Annotated in this window: 16 protein-coding genes and 1 pseudogene; 5 read left to right on the top strand and 12 right to left on the bottom strand. The window is 49.7% G+C overall.

What is annotated here, in order from left to right; genetic code table 11:
* Positions 1–9 precede the first annotated feature (9 nt).
* Positions 10–828, top strand: a complete 819-nt coding sequence (ubiE, locus tag U5L07_17260) for a bifunctional demethylmenaquinone methyltransferase/2-methoxy-6-polyprenyl-1,4-benzoquinol methylase UbiE (protein ID MDZ7833497.1) — start codon at positions 10–12, stop codon at positions 826–828.
* 2 nt (positions 829–830) lie between these two features.
* On the opposite strand, the gene U5L07_17265 is transcribed toward ubiE, so the two are convergent.
* The 7 genes and pseudogenes from U5L07_17265 to U5L07_17295 all read right to left on the bottom strand — a co-directional run bounded on the left by U5L07_17265 (position 831) and on the right by U5L07_17295 (position 6,772).
* On the bottom strand, positions 831–1,523 hold the full coding sequence (locus U5L07_17265) for a sulfite exporter TauE/SafE family protein (protein ID MDZ7833498.1): 693 nt from the start codon (positions 1,521–1,523) through the stop codon (positions 831–833).
* A complete protein-coding gene (locus tag U5L07_17270; protein ID MDZ7833499.1) occupies positions 1,510–1,929 on the bottom strand; it encodes a hypothetical protein in 420 nt (139 codons plus the stop codon). The genes U5L07_17265 and U5L07_17270 overlap by 14 nt, the downstream gene beginning before the upstream one ends.
* A 22-nt stretch (positions 1,930–1,951) precedes the next feature.
* The gene (locus tag U5L07_17275) at positions 1,952–2,881 is read right to left on the bottom strand and encodes a UbiA family prenyltransferase (protein ID MDZ7833500.1); all 930 of its coding nucleotides are present in this window, start codon (positions 2,879–2,881) and stop codon (positions 1,952–1,954) included.
* 71 nt (positions 2,882–2,952) lie between these two features.
* A complete protein-coding gene (locus U5L07_17280; protein ID MDZ7833501.1) occupies positions 2,953–4,737 on the bottom strand; it encodes a long-chain fatty acid--CoA ligase in 1,785 nt (594 codons plus the stop codon).
* Between the two features lie 318 nt (positions 4,738–5,055).
* Positions 5,056–5,625: pseudogene (locus tag U5L07_17285) on the bottom strand (peptide-methionine (S)-S-oxide reductase).
* Between the two features lie 12 nt (positions 5,626–5,637).
* Positions 5,638–5,835, bottom strand: coding sequence for a hypothetical protein (locus U5L07_17290; protein ID MDZ7833502.1), 198 nt, complete (start codon positions 5,833–5,835; stop codon positions 5,638–5,640).
* Between the two features lie 52 nt (positions 5,836–5,887).
* The gene (locus tag U5L07_17295) at positions 5,888–6,772 is read right to left on the bottom strand and encodes a hypothetical protein (protein MDZ7833503.1); all 885 of its coding nucleotides are present in this window, start codon (positions 6,770–6,772) and stop codon (positions 5,888–5,890) included.
* Between the two features lie 169 nt (positions 6,773–6,941).
* On the opposite strand from U5L07_17295, the gene U5L07_17300 reads away from it, so the two are divergent.
* Positions 6,942–7,352, top strand: coding sequence for an NAD(P)-binding protein (locus U5L07_17300; GenBank protein MDZ7833504.1), 411 nt, complete (start codon positions 6,942–6,944; stop codon positions 7,350–7,352).
* A gap of 44 nt (positions 7,353–7,396) precedes the next feature.
* Here U5L07_17300 and U5L07_17305 read toward each other — a convergent pair whose 3' ends face one another.
* Positions 7,397–9,193, bottom strand: a complete 1,797-nt coding sequence (locus tag U5L07_17305; protein MDZ7833505.1) for a long-chain fatty acid--CoA ligase — start codon at positions 9,191–9,193, stop codon at positions 7,397–7,399.
* Positions 9,194–9,547: 354 nt separating this feature from the next.
* On the opposite strand from U5L07_17305, the gene U5L07_17310 reads away from it, so the two are divergent.
* On the top strand, positions 9,548–10,081 hold the full coding sequence (locus tag U5L07_17310; GenBank protein MDZ7833506.1) for a peroxiredoxin-like family protein: 534 nt from the start codon (positions 9,548–9,550) through the stop codon (positions 10,079–10,081).
* 53 nt (positions 10,082–10,134) lie between these two features.
* On the opposite strand, the gene U5L07_17315 is transcribed toward U5L07_17310, so the two are convergent.
* Complete coding sequence (locus tag U5L07_17315; GenBank protein ID MDZ7833507.1) at positions 10,135–10,437, bottom strand: trimethylamine methyltransferase family protein; 303 nt, start codon at positions 10,435–10,437, stop codon at positions 10,135–10,137.
* On the opposite strand from U5L07_17315, the gene U5L07_17320 reads away from it, so the two are divergent.
* Both U5L07_17320 and U5L07_17325 read left to right on the top strand, forming a co-directional pair.
* Positions 10,411–10,806: a hypothetical protein gene (locus U5L07_17320; GenBank protein ID MDZ7833508.1), complete on the top strand. Its 396-nt coding sequence runs from the start codon at positions 10,411–10,413 to the stop codon at positions 10,804–10,806. The genes U5L07_17315 and U5L07_17320 overlap by 27 nt on opposite strands.
* A gap of 221 nt (positions 10,807–11,027) precedes the next feature.
* A complete protein-coding gene (locus U5L07_17325) occupies positions 11,028–12,296 on the top strand; it encodes a glycosyltransferase (GenBank protein MDZ7833509.1) in 1,269 nt (422 codons plus the stop codon).
* Between the two features lie 141 nt (positions 12,297–12,437).
* Here the strand turns inward: U5L07_17325 and U5L07_17330 are convergent, their stop codons facing one another.
* From U5L07_17330 to U5L07_17340, 3 genes are read right to left on the bottom strand one after another with little or no spacing between them, the layout of a single operon-like run.
* A complete protein-coding gene (locus U5L07_17330; GenBank protein MDZ7833510.1) occupies positions 12,438–13,286 on the bottom strand; it encodes an alpha/beta hydrolase in 849 nt (282 codons plus the stop codon).
* Positions 13,287–13,326: 40 nt separating this feature from the next.
* On the bottom strand, positions 13,327–14,178 hold the full coding sequence (locus tag U5L07_17335; protein ID MDZ7833511.1) for a metal-dependent hydrolase: 852 nt from the start codon (positions 14,176–14,178) through the stop codon (positions 13,327–13,329).
* Positions 14,179–14,191: 13 nt separating this feature from the next.
* Complete coding sequence (locus tag U5L07_17340) at positions 14,192–15,241, bottom strand: alkane 1-monooxygenase (protein MDZ7833512.1); 1,050 nt, start codon at positions 15,239–15,241, stop codon at positions 14,192–14,194.
* Positions 15,242–15,278 lie beyond the last annotated feature (37 nt).

A 15,278-nucleotide genomic window follows, 5' to 3' on the forward strand; every position in this document is an offset into this window, starting at 1 on the left:
TAGAGGCACATGAAACTATTCAACATCCCCGGATGGTTTGATCGAAGCGGCCGGGAAAAAATGTTTGATGAATATGTGGAGGCATCCGGCACCGCCCGTTTCGGGTTCCGGGAGATGAGCCGCGAGGAGAAGGAAAAGGCGGTACTTGAGCATTTCAACCGGGTGGCGCCCAAGTATGACTTTATGAACACGCTTTTGAGCTTCGGCATCCATTATGCCTGGAAGCGGACTGCCATCCGCATGCTGGATTTAAAACCGGGGGATCAGGTGCTGGATGTGTGCGGCGGCACCGGGGACCTGGCGGTTTTTGCGGCCCGGCGGATCGGGGCGGCCGGCAACGTGTTTATCTATGACATGAACCGGGCCATGATGGAAGCCGGCCGGGACCGGCCCCGGAATGAATCCCTTGCCCGGCATCTCCATTATATTCAGGGCGATGCGGAACAGATCGCCTTTTCGGAGGACCTGTTTGACGCGGCCACGGTGGGATTCGGTATCCGGAACCTCACGCACCTCAAAAAAGGCTTTTCCGAAATGTACCGGGTGTTAAAGCCGGGCGGCAAAATTATGTGCCTGGAGTTTTCAAAGCCGGTAAACCCCGTTTTCCGGACCCTGTATGACTGGTATTCCTTCCATGTGATGCCGCTTCTGGGAACCCTCCTGGCCGGCTCCAGCCAGTCCTACAGCTGTCTTTCCGAAACCATCCGGATGTTTGCCTCAGCCGACGAATTAAAGGAGATCCTTGAGGCCATCGGCTTTACCAATGTCGCCTACAAACGCCTCACCAACGGCATCGCCGCGATTCATCTGGGACGGAAACCCCTTTAGTCTTAAAATATGACCGCCTTCCACACAAAATAAATCCCCATCCCGATCATCAGCACCCCGCCGAATTTATATATCAAATCCCGGCGCTTTAACCACCGGACGTTTGATATCTGTGACAAAATTAGCAGCGCGGGGATCGTCCCCAAGCCGAAACAGACCATCACGGCCGCACCCGAAAGTATCCCCTCAATTGTTGAGGCCGCATCCATCCCGGTCCGGGCCGCGGCGATCATGGCGGTATAGACCGGCCCGCACGGGAGCAGCCCCAGAAGCATGCCGATGGGCAGAAACACCAGGTTGTTCTGATGGGCAAACAGCCGCTTGAAATACTTGTTGATCATCTGCGCGGCCGGCGTGAAATTGCCGAAAAGGCGGTGGGCAGGAAACCATCCGGTCATGGCCACACCCATCACCACAATCAGAATGCCCGCCCCGATCATCACTCCCTGCTGGATGCCGCCGATGCCCTGGGTAAACCGCGTAAACGAGGCGGCCCCGCCCATAATCGCGCCCAAAATGCCGTAGGTGATAGTGCGGCCGAAGTTATAGAAGAGATTGGGGAAAAGAGAGGAACGGTCCCTGATGTTTAAGGAAAGCGATATCACAATCGGGCCGCACATGCCGATGCAGTGGCCGAAGCCCACGGCAAGACCGGAAGTAAAAAAGATAAGGTAAATCGGGCTAGTAGACAACATCAAATATAAAGCTTGCCTGGCCCGCGCCCGGAATCGTCACTTCGGCTTCCCAGATGGTTTTTCCGCTCGGGCATCGCACGATCACACCTGTGCCCTTATAAACCGAATCGGAAACTTTTTTCATGGTCACCTGGTTCGGCCCCATCTCCATGGCCGGCATGCCCAAATCAATGTGCGGGGGCTTTTTGAGATCATCCCCGGTTACGCTCACGCGGAAGGTCAGCTCTTCCATGGCCTTAACCGGCTTTGGCGTGATATCAAGCTCCACCGTGCGCCCGCCCACCGTCTGGGTGCAGCTTTCTTCCTGAATGTTGCAGTTCGGTTCCGTGTCCGCGGCAGCGCAGACGGAAAGGCCGGGGGCCAGTAACAGACTCATGCCCAGGAAAATAAGGGCGAATCGTCTCATGAACAGCATCTCCTTTTTCAGTTCAAAAAAAAATCAATATAAAGGAAACAATCAGCATGGAGACGGGAAAGTAGCTGGCCTTGTTGAAAAGCGCCATGGCGGATTCCCGCTGCTTTGTCAGGTAAAGCTGGAAGGCCGGCCGCAAAAGCAGCAGAAACCCAATCAGGAGTACTATCGGCATCGCCGCCATCCATTTAACATCCGGATAGCTCATCAGAAAAAGAATTACACCCAGGAAAACCGCAAGGACCAGGCATAAAAGGGCCAGGGCGGCCGATTTTTCCTCGCCCAGCCGCACGGGAATGGTTTTGGCGTCAAAGCGCCGGTCTTCCTCAATATCGGTCCAGTCCGCCGGAATGTTCTGGCCGCCGATCTCCCAGAAAAACAGGCAGAGAAACAAAATCAGCAAAAAAACCGGCGAGGGGTGGGGGTCCACGGCAAAGATCGCCGCCACCGCGCCCATGTTTTTGACAAATCCGCTGACCACGGCCCGAAGCGGGCTCACCCGCCAGAGCAGGCAGTAAATAGTTTCAAGGCCCGCACCGGCCAGAAAAATCAGCACGCATACCGGATTTAAGAGGTACGCGCCCACGAGCGCCACAACGGACCAGCCCATCGCCCAGACAATGCCCTCCTTGAGCGATAGCAGCCCCTGGGCCATAGGGTGGCGCACCATAATGGAGTCCAGGTAGCCGCCGGTATCCGCCTGGGGCTGGGTGAAGCGTTTTCTGTCCGAGCGGTAGTCGATGATATCATTAAACGCATACACAGCCGTGTATCCGGCAAACGCGGTCAGAAGGCCGATCAAAACAACGCGCATGGACGGAACGCCCTGCAGGTATAAGAGCACCGCAAACGCCGGCGTGGCCATATCCAGCATGCCGTGCGGCGTCCGGGAAAGGGCCAGGAAAAGCTTGATCCGCTCGATATTGATATAGCTTGTGGAGTCCATTTACTGATCAAAGTAACGCTTTTAGTGAATAATTGCCACCTGAAATTGAGCGTTCCAAATTTTAAAGAAATTCAATTTTCAGCATACAAGGCGTCCAGGAGATCTATGTATTTGTCCTCCACTTGCCGGCGGCGGACTTTCATGGTGGGGGTGAGTTCCCCGGTTTCAATGTCAAATGGTTTGGGCAGAATGACGAACTTCTTGACCGTCTCGAATTTGGCCAGATGCGCGTTGGCCTCGTCCACCGCCCGCTGCACCTCGGCCGTGACCTCGGGAAGCCGGGTCAGGGCCTCATGATCCGAATCAGTGTACCCGCTTGCTTTTCCCCATTCTTTCAGGTTTTCAGGGGAAAGGGAGATCAGAGCGGTGAGGTATTTGCGCCGATCTCCGTGGACCATGGCATGTTCGATCAACGGATGGCCCATGATTAGATGTTCGATGTTTGACGGCGTGACATTTTTGCCGCCGGATGTGATGATAATGTCCTTTTTGCGGCCCGTGATCCACAGGTACCCGTTATCGTCAATCCGCCCCAGGTCGCCGGTACGGATCCAGCCGTCCGCGGTCAGGATTTTGGCGTTGAGTTCCGTCTGATTGTGGTAGCCGGGAAACACGATATCTCCTTTCACCAGTATTTCCCCGTCTTCATCGGTTTTAAGCGCAACACCGGGCAGCGCCTTGCCAACCGACCCGAACCGATAAGCGTCTGGCGTGCACAGTGTGCAAAAGCAGGAAATCTCGGTCTGACCGTAGCCTTCCAGGATGGTCATGCCGCAGGCATGGAAGAATTCCAGGATTTCCGTTGAAATGGGCGCCGCTGAGGAGAGAAAATAGCGCACTCTTCCGCCGAACAGATCCCGAATTTTTGAAAGCACCAGCTTATCTGCGATGCGGTATCGAACTTTCAGCCCCGGCGGCAATACGCTGCCCTCCTGGATGTGCCGGCTGGCGGCCCTGCCGGTTTGCTCCGCCCAGGCAAACAACCGCTGCTTCCAGGCCGGCGATGCATCCACTTCTGCACGGATTCTGGAATAGGCTTTTTCAAAAATTCGGGGGACGCTGCCGAAAAAAGTAGGCCTGATTTCTCTGATATCGTCTAAAATTTTCGTGATGTCCTTCACGTATGCCCCGGTGATCCCCCGCCGGATCCTCATGAACTGGGCGATCCGCTCCCCGACGTGGGAAAGCGGCAGAAAGAACATCATCAGATCGCCGACATGCTCCTGATCGATCGCGTCGGTGGCGGCCAGCTCGGCCAGAAAATTTTTGTGGGTCAGCATCGCCCCCTTGGGCGGTCCGGTGGTGCCCGAGGTGTAAATGATCAGGGCAAGGTCTTCGGGGGCAATGGATGAAATAACCTCATTGACGCAATCGGGAGCGGATGCCAATTTGTCTGCCCCTTGCTGCAAAAACGCGTCCATGGCAACCATGCGGCCGTTTTGCGGGCGGCCATCAAAGAGGATGATTTTTTGGAGATGAGGCAGCTCGGGAAGATGGGGCAGAATTTTTTCCGCCTGCCCGGGGTCTTCAATAAACAGAAATTTTGCCTGTGAATCGGCCAGAATATAAGCCGCCTGCTCTCCGGAAAGGGTCTGGTAAATCCCGATGCTGACGCCGCCGGCTTTGATAATCCCGAGGTCCGACAGGGTCCATTCCAGCCGGGTGCTGGATAGAATGCAGACGCTGTCGGCCTTCTCCAGCCCGATGGCGAGAAGCGCGGCGGCAATCCGGTCTGATTCGGCATCGACGTCTGCCCAGGTTGTCGGTTCCCATCGATCGTCCCGCTTCACCAGAAAAGCGGCGTTATCCGCATCCGTCCGACAACGTTCCTTTAAAACGTCCACCAGATGGTTCATGGCTGCCCTCCCTCTCTCGGCGCTTTGTTTCGGATCATGAATTTTCCTGTTTATACCATGTCTGCCCATTCGGATCATATAAATGTTTGCGATTTTTTGGCGAAAGGGAGCCTTGAATAGCGGTTGAACCTGACTACCGCAACCCTTTAAGCAGGTTCATCACCTTTTCGCCGCCTTTCATCCAATGATCATCGAACGGGATTTGAGCATATTCGTCAGCACAAATCAATTCAGTTGGCTGAACAGTTTTGAGATGTGCATAGGGCGGATGCACAGGGGGGGCGCCATATCACTAAAAGGGGGATTTGGGGGGATTTTTCATGATTCCCTGCAGACGGATCTAAGCAGAAAGCGGCTCGCATCTTCGGAAAGCCCCAGTTCGTGGATCTCCTCCTTAAGCATGGCGCAGCCGCCGTGTCCGCCGAGATAGCCGTTCACCCGGGCGGCCGCCGTGGAGTCAACCAGCCCCTGGGTTGTGGGGTAAATATCCTGGAACGCGGTAATCAGCGTTTTGCTTCGCCGGAGCATATATTTCTGGTGGTAGTCCTCCGCCCGATAAAACGCATTTAACGGCAGTATCCGGGTTTCTATTTTCGCTTTGGTCCTGTCGGCGACCGCCGCTTTTGAGGCCCCGGCCAGTTCTTTCTGTTTTTCCCCGTCAAAGAACACGGCCGCCATGTACTGCCGGCTCCCGGCGCTCCTGGCCGGGTTATGGCTCTTCCAGAAAACATCGAGAAGGTCCTTATAACTCACCTTTTCCGGATCATAGTCGATCTGCAGGGTTTCCGTATGGTTACCCAGGCTGTAATATGTCGGGTTTCTCTTTTCCCCGCCGGCATAGCCCACTCGGGTCCGGATCACCCCGGGTATACTCCCGAACCGGGAGTCAGGCCCCCAGAATCACCCAAGGGCAAAGGTCGCCGTCTCCGTATGCGCCGGCGTTTTTTGGTCTATCGGGGGAATCATGTGTTCAACGTCTGTTTTTTTCTCTGCATAAGCCATGGTGCGGGTCTCCTTTATGTTCCAATAACCGGCACCAACCGCAATCAGTGCCGGAAGGACGATTATGAGAATTTTTATGATATAGTTTCTATACATTCATTTTCCCTTTTTTAAAAATTATCCTATTGGCAGATCAATAAAATGTTGTTTACTCTGTTTTTTTCTTTCCATAAATTTCCGGGTAAAGGATAGCGGCACATTCAGGGCAAATGCCGTGGCTGAATTTTACATCAGCATGCTTATGCATATATTCCTCCAGCAGATTCCAGTAACCGTTATCGTCACGGATTTTTTTACAGGAGGAGCATATGGGCAGCAAGCCCTTTAGCACCTTGATGTGATCAATATGTTCCTGCAGTTCCCTTGTTCTTTCCCTGACTCTGTCTTCAAGCGTTTCATTGAGTTCCACATTCCGCTCTAATTCCGCCTGTGTTCTAAGGAGGGCATTGTTTGTGATCATCCCGTTAAAAAAAGACAGGCAGAAAAGAATAATCAGTGAAATCAAAGCATTTAAAAAATGGGAGATATGGTTGAATTGAACCTCGGGGCGAACATAGGGATGAACGGCAAAAAAATTAATTATGATCACCCCCAGGAAAACAAGGGAAGTTATCAGGAGCCCCTTTTTCCGTGCAAACATTGCGGTAAAGGCAATAACGGCGAGAACAAGCAATAGAAAGCTGTTGGCGCCCGTTTCTATTTGGACATTGGTCTTCGCATAAAGCCCCAGAACAACCAATGCGGAACCGACCCAAATATTTATGTAAACGGCCGTATTATATCGGTGCTGCCGAATCAGAAAGATTCCCAAAAGCATAATGCCGATAAAAACGATATCTATTGTTCCAATAAGAAGAAATCCCGGCGGATCATATCGATAGGCATTGAAAACAAGATATCCCATGGTGACAGGAATCAGAATAATATGAATCCACAGCAGTACTTGCGCTTTTTGCTGAATAACAAAAGAGGCGTCCGCATATGGACCAATAAAATAGGCTTTTAGTTTGTTATTCAAGGCTTTGAAAACCATCTGGAATCCTTTGGTTAATTAATTGGGGGAAAGGGGGGCTGGAGCGAAACTGTGGCAGTGAAGGGTCATCATAAGCCCCATCTTAATAAAGATTCAATTATCAAAGCCGGAACTCCCTGTAAAGCCCGGTCTCCTGCAAAAACGGGCCGATCCGCAACTAAAGGAAGATATGCAGACGGAAGAAGTTGACACGATTATCATTGGGGGCGGCCTCAGCGGAATTTATGCGGCCTTTCTGCTGGCGGCCAGGGCAAAATCCCTGGCTTTGCTTGAAGCCCGTTCCCGTCTCGGGGGCAGAATTTTAAGCCCGGAGCATCAGGGCTTTTTTCTGATCTGGGCCCATCCTGGTATTGGCCCATGCTCAACCCAATACCAGGATGGGGCAAAGGAAGAATTTACAGCCACTGAATATGACCAGCGGGCTGCCCACAATCATCCCGAGTTCCAGCCGCCTTCCGGGAAAACCAGCATCTGGGATGGTATGCTGCACTTTGCCGGCAGTGAAACCGCAGACCATTTTGGCGGCCACCTTGAAGGCGCATTGGCAAGTGCAGAGCGGGCTGTTTCAGCGGCAATCTGATTTTTATCTGTATCTGCCGATAATGCTGAATTCTTATCCTTTTTTTAATTATAAAGTGCGTCGAGCTGATCCTGATATTTTTCGAATACGTTGCCGCGTTTGAGTTTCATGGTCTGCGTCAGCGTGCCGTTTTCCAGTGAGAAATCTTCGGAGAGAAGAATGAATTTCTTTGGAATTTCATAGCCGCCGTATTTTTTCTTCAGGTGATTGGTAATTTCCGTCTTTAAGAAATCATAAATTTTTTCTTCTTTGATCAAATCTTCCGGGCTTTTATCGTCAAACCCCATTTCTTCGGCCACCGATGTCAGTGCTTCAAAATCGGGGACCAGCAGACAGACATTATAGGGTTTTCCCTCACCATAGATCATGGCATTGAGCGCATAGGCATTTAATTTAATATCTTCTTCTATCGAAGCCGGGTGCACGTATTTGCCGTTTTCCAGTTTGTATTCTTCTTTAAAACGGCCGGTAATAAAGAGAAAGCCGTCCTTGTCCAGCCGCCCCCGGTCGCCGGTGCGGAATCCCCTGCCGAGTTTTGGATCATTTACGATGACTTCCGCGGTCTTTTCCGGCTTGTTGTGATAGCCCTGCATGACATTGGGGCCGTAACAGACGATTTCCCCGTCTTCACTGTCCTGACCGACAAATCCTTTATCGATGACCACGGTGACTTTTTCAATGGCACGTCCCACACTGCCAAGCCGGTTGGCCGCCGGGGAGTTCATGGTCATGGCCGGGGTGGTTTCTGTGAGACCGTAACAATCATATGTGGGAATGCCGATATCAATGAAAAACTGGGCAATTTCCTTATTCATTGCCGCGCTGCCGGTAATCGCCTCTTTTAATCGGCCGCCGAATCGGTCGCGGATTTTTCCAAACACCAGCTTGTCCAAAATTTTGAACTTGATCGAAGCCTTTCCGGTCTCCCGCTTTTTTTCCGCCTCTTTTTTGGCGGCGTTAAAAAGTTTTTCCTTCAAACCGCCTGCTTCCCGCATCATATTGTGAATACGGGCATAAACCTTGTTAAACACCCGGGGTACGGCAATGAGCACAGTCGGCTGAACTTTTGCCATATCCTCCACAATTGTATCCACAGATTCCATGATACCGGTCGATCCGCCAACGTAAACCCCGAAATAGAGTTCACCGGTCTGTCCGAAACTGTGGGCCCAGGGCAATATAGACAGTGTTCTGACGTTTTCATCAATATGGGGAAACGCCCGTGAGCAAGCCAGGACATTGGTGGTAAAGTTGCCGTGGCTGAGGAGCACGCCCTTGGGGTCGCCGGTGGTGCCGGACGTATAAATCAGCGTGGCAATATCACTGTGATCCGGTTTTACAGAGGCTACAGGATTTTTTTGCCCCATTTGCTCAACCGCAGCCATGCTGTTTTTACCGGTGCCGTAAATAATAAACACTTTTTCAAGGGTCTCTATTTCATCAACCCAGCCGATCACCTGATTGTATACATCCTCATTTACAACAAACAGGACCTTAATGGCGCTGTCATTTATGATATATCGCCAGGTGCTCTCCAGTTCTTTTTCATACATCGGAACGAGCCGGGCGCCTCTGCCATAAGTGGCGAATGCGATCACGTCCCAGGCTTCCGAATTGCTGATGATCAAACCGACGCCGTCTCCCTTGTCGATGCCCACTTGCGCCAGGCCGCCCCGAAGGTTGTCCACCCGCCGGGCAACCTCCCCATAGGTTTTGTACTCATATTCGCCGTCGGCATTTTTCATGCCCACCAGCGGACGATCAGCAAACTTTTTCACACTGTCTTCAAACATATCGACCAGGTTGTAAGGGTACTCATACCACGCATCCGTTTGATTCATTTACAATTCCTTTCAAAATTTTATGTCTGCCATAATTCAGACAGACCCATTATTTATTTAAAAAAACAATGTTTAAACATATAACACAATCCGTCCAAAACATCAAAAAAAATTGTCCTATGCAGCGTATTTTGCTACTTAAATCGGGGGACACCATACAAATTTCATCGATGGTAGGAAAAATTAATAGGTGTTCCCAGATTTATGCCCCCAGATTTACAGATTTAAATTCTCTCTACAGAGTCTGGATAATGACGGCTGACTGGCGTAAGACCAGACTCAAGGCTTGAACAAAAAAGTCGCGGCTGCCAGATTGCGGGTGTGAAAATAAACATCGGAATAAAGGAGAACAATATGACCTACGACGAGTTAAAGCCGCGTTTAGCGGATGTAGAAGTCAAAGATTTAAAAGGCGATTCCATAGATATTGAATCCCTGTGGCTCAATCGGCCGATCCTGCTTTCGTTTCTGCGCCATTTTGGTTGAATTTTTGCCAAGCAGCAGTTAGCTGCTTTGATGGCTGTTAAGGATCAACTTGATAAAGCCGGCATCTCACTGGTTGCCATTGGAAGCGGCAGCCCTGACCAGGCGCAGGATTTTATTGCAAAATACGGATTTACCGGTGAAATTTATGTAAATATGGATCTGGCCGCATATCGCGCTTTCAAACTGGTGCGCGGTATCGGGCGCACATTGGGGCCTGCCTCAATTTTGCGCGGCATCGGTGCAATAAAAAATGGTTTCCGCCAAAGCTCAACCGCCGGAGATCACTGGCAGCAGGGAGGCATTTTTTTGATAGGCCCCGGCGATAAGCTCCTTTTCGAGCACCGGGACCAATCTGCCGGAGACCACGCGGACCTCGATCAGATACTCGCATTAATCAAATAAGCGGCGATTTTTTATCTGTGATGTTCCTCAGCAAACATTGGTTTTGGCTTTCTTTATGTTGATAATCCCCGGTTTCGGCCGGCAAGCACAATTTTTCGGGGATGGCTGCGCAGGGCTGATTCCACCAGAACCGTCGGGATGCGCACCAGGTTGGTATCGGTTACCGCCGCCTCGCTATTTCTAAACTGCGCCAGGGCGGCTTCACCCTCCACGCGGGCGCCATCACTTTCGATAATCCCCAGGGCATCAAAATAGATGCGCTCGATTTCATCTTCGGACAGAACCTGAAAAGTGGGCGAGGTAAGGAAAAAGCTATGATTTTGAATCCCTTGCAGTGGAGCTACCAGGCATGGCAATGGTTTTTCGTTATTGCGGGTTGTTGGAATTTATTGGGCGCAGTGGATGGAATTTTGAGACCTGCTTTGAATTTGGAAAAATATTACGGCGTTCGAACTGACGATTTTATCACAATATTCTTAAATCGGGCATTTTGGATTGTTGTGCTGATCTTCGGTATTGGTTATTTTTTGATCGCCATCAATCCGATATTGTTTTACGGCATTATTGTGATGGGCATTATTGGTAAAATTGCCGTTGCCGCAAGCTGGATTTACTTGTTCAAAATCGGAAAAGGAGAAAGGCTTTCAATTTACGCTGCATCAGGCGATCTATTGTTTACTGTATTTTTTCTATTATGTCTTTTTAGTGACATAATGAATATTTGAACCACGAAGATTTAAATTAACCAGTCTTGATAATTCTGAATCAACCAGAAAGTTTTAGCTTGCGGATTTTTTAAAACTTGATGAACAAATGTTGCCGAATTATCAGCATCAGATGCTTTGTAATTTTTGGCGGATCATGGCATAACGGATTCATTCCGCAAGGATTGGGTTTATTCAGCGGTTACGATATCGCCTTTCGGTAAACCCTTAATAAAAAAAGCATGGAGGGCACCATAAACGATCTTGAGCCATTAATGGCCGATGCCAAAGAAGACTTTGATTTAACAGAGCCTGGCCACCAGACGAGATTGCTGAAGCTGTCCGATGCGATTCTTGATAGAAATATTGAGATTGCCGATGTGGTAGAAATGTCACGTCGGCCAATAGCCCCACTGGAATTTAAGATAGCCGCCAAATTGGTGGATTCGCGCTCCTTACTTTTGAAAAACGACCGGCCGCTGAAAGTTGGCGTCGTGTTTGCCATGTGGGGCGAACAAAACCGGCTGCAGCCGAAAAGCGCTGCCAATCCGCATGGTGAAGACTCACTGCGCAATAAAATTCGTCAATTAGAATGGATCTGCCGGGAAACCGCTGTCGATTGGACCCTTTACCCTGTTGATGATGGCTGCCCTTACGGCAGCGGTCAAGCGGCCCGCGAAATTGCGTCCAAGTATGATCGAGATAATAAAATCCGGATTATGTTTCTGGCCGAATATCTGCCTGCCACTTCAGGCCCGCTGCGCGGTCTCGCCTCGGTTGATGATTCGCGAAAGGCAGGCGCGATTATTCTGGGCTGCAGCCAGGCAATAGCGGATGGCGCGGACGCGGTTATCTATACCGACGCAGACAATTCCGTGCATTTAGGGCAAATAGGCCTTTTGCTGAGGCCGTTTATACAAGACGGCATAAGGGTCGTACTCGGCAACCGCAAGCATCCTGATTCGGTGCTGGTTAAAGACAGCGCCCGCTGGGGTATCGGCATCAAAAATTTGCGTCACATGCAGCGCATGATTGGACAGGCTATATTTTCCCGCGGCATTTTGGATACGCAAGCTGCTTTTAAACTTTACGAGAGCCATCTTCTCCAAGAGATCATTTCCAACCCAACGGTTTTTGATTTTTCTTTTGACACCGATTGGATGGCAGCTTTCATTGCCCGCGATGAAGCGTTTGCGCAAACCCCGTTTGCCTTTCTCGATTCTTCGGCTGAATCGGCAACAGCAAAGCAGCAGCCGATGACTACGTGGGAGATGCTGCTTCTGGGACTCTTAAAGTCCATGCGACGATATAATCTGCTCCAAACACCTGCCAGTCAAAAAATGGCGCGTGTAATTGACGAGGAGATCATTGACCACAAGGACTTGGAAAGCATTATTGATCATCTGCCGCCAGAATTAGAAGATGCGGATGAAAAAGATTATGGTAACCCTGAAGTGATGTCCCCCGAGGCCATGCAATCGTGGATTCGTCAACACAAAATGACCGCTTAGCTTCCATTCTGGCTGATTCGGTCAAGTCAATCAACGCAATCCGAAGGGTCCTGCGCCAAAGGAATGTCAGCACCACATTGCCATCATGTTGATTAATTTTAATGACTAAATGAGGACTCTAAAAAGGGCAAATTTATTGCCTTAACTGTCGCTCATCTGAAATTTCATGGCAATTTTATGGGCCCGGGTATGTTTCGGGATATGTTGAAGTTTGGGAAGGTCCGGGTAGCTGTTTAAATAAGACAGGGAAACCCGATTAAATTCTTCGGGATTCTCAATGTTGCAGACATGCCCGCATTTTTCAATAATATGGATAGATGCCTGAGGGTCACGCAGGTAACTTTGAATAACCAACGGCAGGAACAGGTGATCTTCATCGCCTGAAATATACAGTCGGGGAATTGTGTTTTGGGGCTGGTCGGGCAATGAAGCATAAAAAGGCTCCAAAGATTCCATTAGTTTATACCATTTTCGAAATTCCCGGCCGCCCAGTTTCTTTGCTTCACGGGCAAAAATTTGTCGAGAGGCGGCATGGCTTTTTTTGGGCATCATGATAAACGCAAACAATTTGTAAAGCCACATATATGGGATCACCCACTGCAGCAAGGCACCTGATTTTAGCAGAAACCGTGCTCTGAAATCATATCCCTGGACCGCTCCGCTCAGCGTCATGGTTTTGATCCGGTCGGGAGCCAATATGCTGAAGGCATCCATCACAACGGTGCCCAGGGAAACACCGACGATATGTGCGGATGTGATATTCTCCTCGTCCATGACATTAATGGCACTCTTGGCCAGAGTTTCAAACGTGTAGGCGTTTAGCTGTTCAAGGGTGCAGCCGTGACCGAACAGATCGATAAACATCAGGTTGAAATGTTTTTTATATTCATCGACCTGTTTGTAATAAATATTGGAATTGCCGCCCAGACCGTGCAGAAAAATGACCCACTCGCTGTCCTTGGAAAGTACGTGGGGGATATGGCATAGCATTGTCAGCGCTTCCTTTATTCTTTTTTACGGCAATATTTGATCAGGAAATGATATGTTGTATCTTTCGTTTCTGACCCTGATAAATTTGAACATCTTTCGCACTCCAGGGCCGGAACCCCTTATCGGCGTATTTTGACGCGCCTCTTGTGAGCATCGGCAGGGTTTGAAAGATAAATTTCAGGTAAGATCCCCAATTTTTGGGTTTGCGCAGTATCCCATCTTTCAATAGAAAATAAAACTGAAGCCCGTAGACCGATACCAATGTCGCCGGCATCCATATAAAGAACAGGGACAGGGTCAACAGCCAGGTCCGTTTTTCCAGAGCTGAAAACACATCATAGCACACAGCCTGGTGCTCCAGTTCCTCCAGTGCGTGCCAGTTGGTGAAATCAATGGCGGCATTGGACAGGTCGGCCGTCCAGAACGCCTGGTTGACAATAAAATCCCTGCTGATAGCGGATGTAAAATGTTCAAACGCTGCAGGCATGGCCAATTCCCACGCAGGCGGTGAAACCCTGCGCAGTGACCTGATAAAAAATTTATGAAAGCGTTCAAAGGGGCGGAGAGCCGAATACCCGCAATTTTTAAGCAGATCATTGCACCGCAGGTGCATCAGCGTGTGTCGGCCCTCCTGCCGGATCAGCGCATCCATTTCACGGATCAGTTTCGGATCGGTAATGTTATCCGCGTATTTTCTGACAATATCGATGACTGTTTTTTCCGAGAGGGGCACTACAATGGAAAGGGCGTTCATAAATTGAGAGGTAAACGGATCTTTCAGCCAGTATTTGCCGACACCTGAAAAGTCAAACTCCGGCCAGCGGGGCACAATATCAAGGCCTTCAGGGGTTGAACTGGGTGCTGTTTCAGTCTGCGGTTTTCTTTTATTCATCCCCCCTGCCTTTTTAGCTTTGTCTGAATTCCAGGGCCCGTGGATCCATTATTTTGCGCCATAATGCGGGAATTATTGCCATTAATATCATTCCCGCATAACTGGTGGGTAACTGGGGAACATTATTATAATGACGAAGCAAATGATAGCGAGTGCCGGGTTTGTAATGATGGTCGGAATGGCGTTGTATGTTGAATAGAAAATGGTTGCTCAGCCAATTGCTTGAGTTCCAGGCGTGCCAGGGGCGAACCGGTTCAAATTTTCCAGGCTCGACTTCTTGTCGCAGCAACCCATAATGAACACCATAATTTGTAATTTCAAGCAAGCCAATTGCGATAAAATTATGCGCAAAAAGAAACAAAATGCCAAGCCCGCCAAATACCACTGCAAAAAGAACAGTATAGACCCCCTGCGCGACCAGAGCGACCACCATTGGGTTGCCCATACGCCAAACCGCTTTATTCTTTTTTTTCATTCGCTTGGCTTCAAACTCCCAGGCGCTTTTAAATCCGCCAAAAATTGATTTTGGCAGGAACTTATAAATAGACTCTCCAAGAAGAGCAGTTGCCGGATCCCTTGGCGTAGCAACCCACCGGTGATGTCCCACGACATGCTCAATTCCAAAGTGCATGTACCATATGCTGCCATAAATTATTTTAGAAAGTAGTACTTCAAATTTTCCATTGACCCGATGGGCCAGTTCATGGGCTGCGCTGAGGCCCAAAATATTGGAGGTTATCCCTACGGAGATAATAAGACCTATCCGCTCCGTAAGAGACAAATCTCCGTAGCTAAACACATAAGCGCCCCAGAAAATAACTATAAGATGAACCGGGACGCTAAATAGGGTCATCATTTTATAGAGGTTTTCAGCGTCAAAAACTTTTTGTTTTTTGTCCGTTGGATTTCTTGTGTCTATACCGATAAGGGAATCCAGAAGTGGTCCAATTCCGAAGACTAAAAAAGGTGTTGTAAAGGTATAAAACCCTCCGAGCCAGTAGCCGAGATATGCGCTAATGGGAATTAGAAACACCAGAGAATATGACAAAACGTCGAGCCGCATTGAATATTTTCATTAAACCTAAGAGTCTATAATTTGG

The sequence above is a fragment of the Desulfobacterales bacterium genome (genome assembly GCA_034520365.1).
GTDB lineage: Bacteria > Desulfobacterota > Desulfobacteria > Desulfobacterales > Desulfosalsimonadaceae > M55B175.

Coding starts and splice junctions, on each gene's coding strand:
- U5L07_17300 (MDZ7833504.1), top strand. CDS start 6,942: ATGCAGACGGAAGAAGTTGACACGATTATCATTGGGGGCGGCCTCAGC.
- U5L07_17325 (MDZ7833509.1), top strand. CDS start 11,028: ATGGAGGGCACCATAAACGATCTTGAGCCATTAATGGCCGATGCCAAA.
- U5L07_17270 (MDZ7833499.1), bottom strand. CDS start 1,929: ATGAGACGATTCGCCCTTATTTTCCTGGGCATGAGTCTGTTACTGGCC.
- U5L07_17275 (MDZ7833500.1), bottom strand. CDS start 2,881: ATGGACTCCACAAGCTATATCAATATCGAGCGGATCAAGCTTTTCCTG.
- ubiE (MDZ7833497.1), top strand. CDS start 10: ATGAAACTATTCAACATCCCCGGATGGTTTGATCGAAGCGGCCGGGAA.
- U5L07_17340 (MDZ7833512.1), bottom strand. CDS start 15,241: ATGCGGCTCGACGTTTTGTCATATTCTCTGGTGTTTCTAATTCCCATT.
- U5L07_17295 (MDZ7833503.1), bottom strand. CDS start 6,772: ATGGTTTTCAAAGCCTTGAATAACAAACTAAAAGCCTATTTTATTGGT.
- U5L07_17335 (MDZ7833511.1), bottom strand. CDS start 14,178: ATGAATAAAAGAAAACCGCAGACTGAAACAGCACCCAGTTCAACCCCT.
- U5L07_17290 (MDZ7833502.1), bottom strand. CDS start 5,835: ATGTATAGAAACTATATCATAAAAATTCTCATAATCGTCCTTCCGGCA.
- U5L07_17305 (MDZ7833505.1), bottom strand. CDS start 9,193: ATGAATCAAACGGATGCGTGGTATGAGTACCCTTACAACCTGGTCGAT.
- U5L07_17265 (MDZ7833498.1), bottom strand. CDS start 1,523: ATGTTGTCTACTAGCCCGATTTACCTTATCTTTTTTACTTCCGGTCTT.
- U5L07_17330 (MDZ7833510.1), bottom strand. CDS start 13,286: ATGCTATGCCATATCCCCCACGTACTTTCCAAGGACAGCGAGTGGGTC.
- U5L07_17280 (MDZ7833501.1), bottom strand. CDS start 4,737: ATGAACCATCTGGTGGACGTTTTAAAGGAACGTTGTCGGACGGATGCG.